This window comes from Daejeonella sp., from assembly GCF_044348475.1.
GTDB lineage: Bacteria > Bacteroidota > Bacteroidia > Sphingobacteriales > Sphingobacteriaceae > Daejeonella.
Genome location: NZ_JBIKSU010000090.1, coordinates 1 through 6,397, shown reverse-complemented (window position 1 = coordinate 6,397; position 6,397 = coordinate 1). Strand labels below are relative to the sequence as shown.

5 protein-coding genes are annotated in these 6,397 nt (G+C 39.0%); 3 read left to right on the top strand and 2 right to left on the bottom strand.

All coding sequences use genetic code 11. The features are described from left to right. The 3 genes from ACIQZ6_RS11135 to lpxB form a co-directional block, all read left to right on the top strand. Positions 1-1,098: AMP-binding protein (locus ACIQZ6_RS11135; RefSeq protein WP_395811092.1), on the top strand; the 1,098-nt coding region annotated here is incomplete at its 5' end. Between the two features lie 591 nt (positions 1,099-1,689). After that, complete coding sequence (surE, locus tag ACIQZ6_RS11130) at positions 1,690-2,463, top strand: 5'/3'-nucleotidase SurE (protein ID WP_395811090.1); 774 nt, start codon at positions 1,690-1,692, stop codon at positions 2,461-2,463. 110 nt (positions 2,464-2,573) lie between these two features. Continuing rightward, complete coding sequence (lpxB, locus tag ACIQZ6_RS11125) at positions 2,574-3,683, top strand: lipid-A-disaccharide synthase (RefSeq protein WP_395811088.1); 1,110 nt, start codon at positions 2,574-2,576, stop codon at positions 3,681-3,683. 112 nt (positions 3,684-3,795) lie between these two features. On the opposite strand, the gene ACIQZ6_RS11120 is transcribed toward lpxB, so the two are convergent. Both ACIQZ6_RS11120 and ACIQZ6_RS11115 read right to left on the bottom strand, forming a co-directional pair. Further along, entirely contained in the window at positions 3,796-4,296 is a 501-nt protein-coding gene (locus tag ACIQZ6_RS11120; RefSeq protein WP_395811086.1) for a DUF2911 domain-containing protein, read from the bottom strand. 156 nt (positions 4,297-4,452) lie between these two features. Beyond that, on the bottom strand, positions 4,453-5,796 hold the full coding sequence (locus ACIQZ6_RS11115; RefSeq protein WP_395811084.1) for a Gfo/Idh/MocA family protein: 1,344 nt from the start codon (positions 5,794-5,796) through the stop codon (positions 4,453-4,455). Between the last annotated feature and the right edge of the window lie 601 nt (positions 5,797-6,397).

Here is a 6,397-nt window from a genome sequence, read left to right as displayed (position 1 = left end):
ACTGGTTATACCTTTAAAACTGTATTTCAATATCAGCCTGGTGAGGTTCATTTCTGTACTGCAGACATTGGATGGATTACCGGGCATTCGTATATCGTATATGGACCTCTATCTCAGGGAGCTACTACATTGATGTTTGAAGGTGTTCCAACCTGGCCTGATGCGGGCCGTTTTTGGGAGATCGTTGATAAATACAAGGTAAATATTTTATATACTGCCCCCACAGCTATTCGCTCATTGATGAGCTTTGGAGAAGAACCTTTGCAAGGGAAAGACCTGAGTTCATTAACCAAACTTGGGTCTGTTGGTGAGCCGATTAATGAAGAGGCATGGCATTGGTATAATGAGAAGATTGGAAAGGGTAAATGTCCAATCGTAGATACCTGGTGGCAAACAGAGAATAGTGGTATTTTGATTTCAGCAATAGCTGGAATTACTCCTACTAAACCCGGTTATGCAAGCCTTCCATTGCCTGGAGTTCAGCCTTGCCTGGTTGATGAAGCAGGTGTAGAACTTGTTGGAAATGAGGTAAGCGGTAATTTATGTATTAAGTTTCCATGGCCGGGTATTATTCGCACCACGTATGGAGATCATGAGCGTTGCCGTTTGACTTATTTCTCTACCTATAAAAACATGTATTTTACTGGCGATGGTTGTTTGAGAGATGAGGACGGATATTACAGAATTACCGGTAGAGTAGATGATGTAATCAATGTTTCTGGTCACCGAATAGGAACTGCAGAGGTTGAAAATGCCATTAATATGCATGCTGATGTGGTTGAAAGTGCAGTAGTTGGGTATCCTCATGATATAAAAGGCCAAGGGATATATGCCTATGTGATTCTTGGAACTTCAATTCACGATCATGATCTTACAAGAAGAGATATCCTTCAAACTGTTGCCCGAATTATTGGTGCAATTGCCAAGCCGGATAAGATTCAGTTTGTTTCGGGATTACCTAAGACCCGCTCTGGTAAGATCATGAGAAGAATCTTAAGAAAGATCGCAGAAGGTGATTTTGCTAATCTTGGAGATACTTCAACCTTGCTTGATCCTAATGTTGTTGAAGAGATTAAACAGGGTGCCGCCGATATGTAATTTTTAAAATCTTTTCAGCTGCAAAGACAATAGATAACAAGTAAATCACGCGAAGGTGTGATCGATTGGCTTAAAAGCTTATTGAATACCATGAAAAGCCCAGCTGATTATATTAGCGGGGCTTTTTTTATCCGGCACTTTGGTTGGTGTTCTACATTAGCAGAAGCTAATGTGCCTAAAAAAATAAATCAATTTAGAACTAATGTCATTCCCAAACCTGCCCTTTAGCAGGTGAGGAAACTATCTGAGTAAGGCACAAACTAAGCTCTAGGCTTAGGTTAAGAAAGAATCTCGCAAAGACGCAAAGACGCGATTGTAGAATATAAAACAACTGTCCATGAATAATCTGTAAACTTTGCGCCTTAGCGTCTTGGCGAGCCACCCTCTCGGTAGGTTTTCTTTTGGTCTTTAGCAACGAACTGTCCTGCGAGTTAAGCGCAGCGACTGATTTGCAAATGTAGAGGACTCTTCAGAATCCTCCATAGAGATTCTTCAGTGGTTGAATTTTACAGCTACCACAGGAAAATGGGGTGCTTGGAGAAGAACGCCAACCACAGGAGAACCACCGGAAAATTTCGTATTTTCGTCATAATGAAAACAGCTAAACCAACCATATTGGTCGTGAACGACGACGGAATTACAGCGCCCGGAATTAAGGTCCTGATTGAAGTGATGCAAACTATTGGCCATGTGGTTGTTGTGGCACCTGATGGCCCGCAATCGGGTATGGGTCATGCCATAACCATTGGCAAACCATTGCGTTTGGATAAGGTAAACTTGTATAAGGGAGTTGAAATGTACAAATGTTCCGGTACACCTGCTGATTGCGTTAAGCTGGCCGTAAACAAAGTTTTTAAAGGTAAGAAGCCTGATCTTTGCGTGTCTGGTATTAACCATGGGCTTAACAATTCAATCAATGTGCTTTACTCTGGAACCATGTCGGCCGCAGTTGAAGGAGCCATAGAAAGTATTCCTTCTATCGGTTTTTCTTTTGATGATTTTTCAAATGAAGCTGACTTTAGTAATTGCACAAACTATATTGAATCTATTACCAAACTGGTATTAAACCACGGCCTGCCTATAGGAACTTTGCTCAATGTGAATTTCCCAAGAGTAGAAGCCATTAAAGGTATCAAGGTGTGCAGACAGGCAAATGCTAAATGGGCTGAAGAGTTTGACGAACGAACAGATCCTAATAGAAGGAAATATTATTGGCTGACAGGTGTTTTTCAGAATAACGATCATGGTGAAGATACCGACGTTTGGGCATTGGATAATGGTTTTGTATCTGTAGTTCCGGTCCAATTTGATATGACCGCCCACCATGCCATTCCTATTTTAAATACCTGGAATTTTGGGATATGAGATATGAGAGTAGAGAATAGAAACATTTCTAAACGTATGTCATGAGAACGAATAATTGGTGATAATGATCAAAACGCTATTCTGTTTTTTTATTGAGATAAGATAAATCCATGAAATATTACATAATTGCCGGTGAAGCCTCAGGTGATCTACATGGATCTAACCTGATGAAAGCGCTCAAAATCAAAGATCCTGAAGCTGAATTCAGATACTTTGGCGGTGATTTGATGATGGCTGTTTCTCCCGGATTGGCAATGCATTATTCTGAAATGGCTTTTATGGGCTTTGTTGAGGTTATTGCTAATTTGAATTCAATCTTCAGGAATATTAAAACTGCAAAGCAGGATATTCTCAGCTTTCAGCCAGATGTTATTATTCTGATTGACTTCCCCGGATTCAATATGAAGATCGCAAATTTTGCAAAGCTTAAAGCTTTTAAGGTCTTTTATTATATCTCTCCTAAAGTTTGGGCATGGAATCAGAAGCGAGTCCTGAAGATCAGAAAATTTGTGGACCGCATGTTCTGCATTCTGCCCTTTGAGGTTGATTTCTATAAAAAATGGGGGATGGATGTCGATTATGTTGGTAATCCGATATTGGATGCCATAGCTTCTAATCCTCAGGATGATTTGTTTAAGATTAAACATAATCTGGATGTAAGGCCAATAATTGCGCTACTACCCGGAAGCAGAAAGCAGGAATTAGAAAGGGTTCTGCCTGAAATGGTCAGAACAGCAGATCGTTTTCCTGAATTTCAGTTTATAATTGCCGGTGCCCCTTCTTTTAGTGAGGAAGATTATTCAACTTATCTGGAAGGCAGAAAAATTGCTGTCATCTTCAATGCGACCTATAATCTGCTACTGAATTCAAAGGCAGCCATTGTTACCTCCGGTACGGCAACACTTGAAACTGCTTTACTTAAAATACCGCAGGTGGTTGTTTACAAAGGGAATCCTTTATCGATTGCGATTGCCCGTATGCTTGTTAAAATTAAGTATATATCCCTGGTAAATCTGGTCATGGATCAGATAATTGTAAAGGAACTGATTCAGGAACAATGTACCAGCATCATCATTGGAGATGAACTGGACCTAATTCTTAACGACTCAAACTATCGTACAAAAATGCTTATTAATTACGATGAGCTAGCCATTATTATGGGTGAGCCGGGTGCATCCGACAAGGCAGCAAAGCTCATGTTTAATTATCTGAATACCTGACTAATAGCCATATCCTAGATCTAGATCTGGATATGTTACCCTGGTTAGATAAAAGATTTCCCTCTTCCAGAATATGAATGTTATCAAGTTCTGAAAAAGGGACTCTTTGAAATTATTTTACGTTGAAATTAATCTGGTGGTCGCCCCATATCAGAGAAACAACACCTGTTTTTGCGATCTTGAAGGTCATGCGTTCAGAAAAACTTGCTGATTTACCAGGTTTAACCATGACACGTAGCACATCATCAGCCTGGTTGTATGCGGTACCGCTAATGTCAGATTTGCTATTAAAGATGATGGTCCATTCTTTTTCGCCGGGAATAGTCCAGATACCATATTTGCCAGCTTTTAAGGCTTTACCTTCAACTTTTACATCCTTACTAACTTCCATCCAGGTAGCTTCATTGGCACCTGTACGCCATACTTTACCAAAAGGAGCAATTTCCTTACCGATAGTTCTACCTTTTACTGCCGGCTGGCTGTAGTCAACTGTAATCTTAACACCTGCAGAGGTGGTTTCAGAAACTTTAGCCGGAGGGCTAGGTCTTTGTGCACATGCTGTAAATGCACTGAAAAGACCTGTGATCATTAATAATACGATTGTTTTTTTCATGTTTATTGATTGGTTTTTAACAAATATATACAAGGCAAATATAAGTAATGAAATACAATGAGATTATTACATGTATATGAATTTTGCTTCATTTTGGTATTCAATTAAAACAAAATTTAGATTTTACACTAAATAGCATGCTTATATCCGATATAATTAAACTTTTGGGACCTGCCATCCATTATTATACCGAGCTTTCATCAATTGATTGGCTTCAGAATCTGTGAACTGATTTTTTGCTGCATCCCAGTAAACCTTTTTGCCTGTTTTATAAGCTATATTACCCATTTGGGCATTGATGGCTGCAATACTTCCGGTTTGTATACCGCAATTTAATCGCGAAATATCATTGTTGGTTATTGCATCAATGAAATTGACTGCATGTGCTTCATGGGCATTTTTAATTGGCTTAGTGTGAGGAACTTCTGCTATTTTATTGATGCGCTGACCATCCTTGTTTTCAGTTTCTGGGATTACTTTCCAGCCCCCGCGGTTTACAACCAGTGTAGCATTGTTTCCAATAAATGCAATGCCTTCAGTTGATCCATAATTGCCGCCATCAATACCTGTTGCATGTTCCCAAAGCATGTTAAACCCATCGTATTCATAAACCGTTTGTAAGGTGTCTGGAGTTTCGGATGCATCATCAGGGTAAGCAAACTTACCACCTGAAGCCATTACTGATTTAGGTGCTTTTACTCCCATCGCATACAAGGCAATATCAATTTCATGAACACCCCAGTCGGTCATCAAGCCACCTGCATAATCCCAGAACCAGCGAAAATTAAAGTGAAAACGATTCTGGTTAAAGTCGCGCTTTGGCGCTGGACCTAACCACATTGTATAATCTACACCAGCTGGTGCCGCACTATTAGCAACCGTTGGTACTGGTTTCATCCAACCTTGGTAGGCCCAGCACTTAACCAGGCGAATCTGTCCTAATTTACCAGATTTTACATAATCGATTGCTTCGGCATATTGCGATCCGGAACGTTGCCATTGACCAACCTGTACTATTTTTCCATATTTTTGTTGCGCTTTGACCATGATTTGACATTCTTCAATGGTATTGGCAATTGGTTTTTCGACATACACATGCTTACCTGCTGAAACAGCATCCACCATATTCAGGCAATGCCAATGATCAGGAGTGCCAATAATGACTACGTCAATATTTGGGTCTTCTAGCAGTTTTCGATAATCTTTGTATTGCTTTGGACGCTTGCCACGAAGTTTAAATACATCTTCTGTTCGTTGATCAAGTACACTTTGATCAACATCTGCCAGCGCCACACAATTTACCTGAGGAAGTTTTAGATGTGCATTCATATTTGACCAGCCCATCCCTTTGCAGCCAATCAGACCGAAATTGATTTGATCTGAGGCTTTTATTGTTCGGGTAAATGTGCCAAAATCTGAAGCACTTAGCAGGTGTGGTAAGCTAATACCTGCTCCAATGAGCATGGTGTTCTGGATGAATTTTCTTCTGGTATTGTGCATAGTTATTTTGTTTAAATTCTAATGTAGGCTTTTGAATAAGTTCAAATATTTCTTCCATCCTAAATTTAGAAAAAAAATAACAAGAAATAGCGCGGCTCTTAGAATTGTAATAAACTTGATAATCAATTATTCATTTGACTGTTCAGGTCAATTAGAATTGTGATGAAATAATAATTCTGGAAAATTTAAGGAGCTTCAGGGTGTTCCATTTTTTTTGCAATCAAATGCCATTCGTTGTCATTGGGTACTAGAATTGCAAGCGGATTAAATTTTTGACAGTACAGAGGTTATCACTCTTTCTGTAAAAACAAACAATTAAGGCTTTAGAATCATGTGAAGCCTTAATTGTTTGTGGAGAATATCGGATTATCCACAAAAATTCATAAGTCATTGTATTACAGTTAATTATATTATTTATAAAAATAAAGGTGCTATAAAAGTGCTAATTTATATGATTGATCCCTATTTTTGTAAAATCAATATTTAGGAATGAACAAATATTCAACCCCCAAATTATATAGAGGAAAGGCCATATTGTCTATTCCAAAGGGCAGTTCAAAGTTAAAAGAACTAGCCAAAAACAAGTGGTATGTGAATTATA

Coding starts and splice junctions, on each gene's coding strand:
- surE (WP_395811090.1), top strand. CDS start 1,690: ATGAAAACAGCTAAACCAACCATATTGGTCGTGAACGACGACGGAATT.
- lpxB (WP_395811088.1), top strand. CDS start 2,574: ATGAAATATTACATAATTGCCGGTGAAGCCTCAGGTGATCTACATGGA.
- ACIQZ6_RS11120 (WP_395811086.1), bottom strand. CDS start 4,296: ATGAAAAAAACAATCGTATTATTAATGATCACAGGTCTTTTCAGTGCA.
- ACIQZ6_RS11115 (WP_395811084.1), bottom strand. CDS start 5,796: ATGCACAATACCAGAAGAAAATTCATCCAGAACACCATGCTCATTGGA.